Raw genomic sequence first — 303 nt, 5'->3', positions numbered from 1 at the left:
TCCACCTGGACGGCGCCCCGGCGCTGCTGGAACTGCCCAGCGACCACCCGCGCCCCCAGGTGCAAAGCTACCAAGGCGCCGCGCTGGCCCTGCAACTGCCCGCGCCGCTGAGCAGCCGCTTGCGCCGCTTCAGCCAGCAACAGGGCCTGACCCCGTTCATGACCCTGCTCGGCGCTTGGTCGATCCTGCTCTCGCGCCTGAGCAACCAGCCGCAGGTGGTGGTCGGCACACCGGTCGCCAACCGCCCACGCCGGGAAACCGAGGCGTTGATCGGCTTCTTCGTCAACACCCTGGCCCTGCGCA

General features: G+C 70.6%; 1 protein-coding gene. It reads left to right on the top strand.

Annotation, left to right across the window (positions count from 1 at the left end):
* The coding region (locus tag IB266_RS30545; RefSeq protein ID WP_192264460.1) for a condensation domain-containing protein at positions 1 to 303 on the top strand (303 nt) is incomplete at both ends.

It is taken from the genome of Pseudomonas sp. Pdm06, from assembly GCF_014851795.1.
GTDB lineage: Bacteria > Pseudomonadota > Gammaproteobacteria > Pseudomonadales > Pseudomonadaceae > Aquipseudomonas > Aquipseudomonas fluorescens_AA.
The sequence above is the reverse complement of the archived record's forward strand: the minus strand, read 5'-3'. Positions and strand labels throughout refer to the sequence as shown.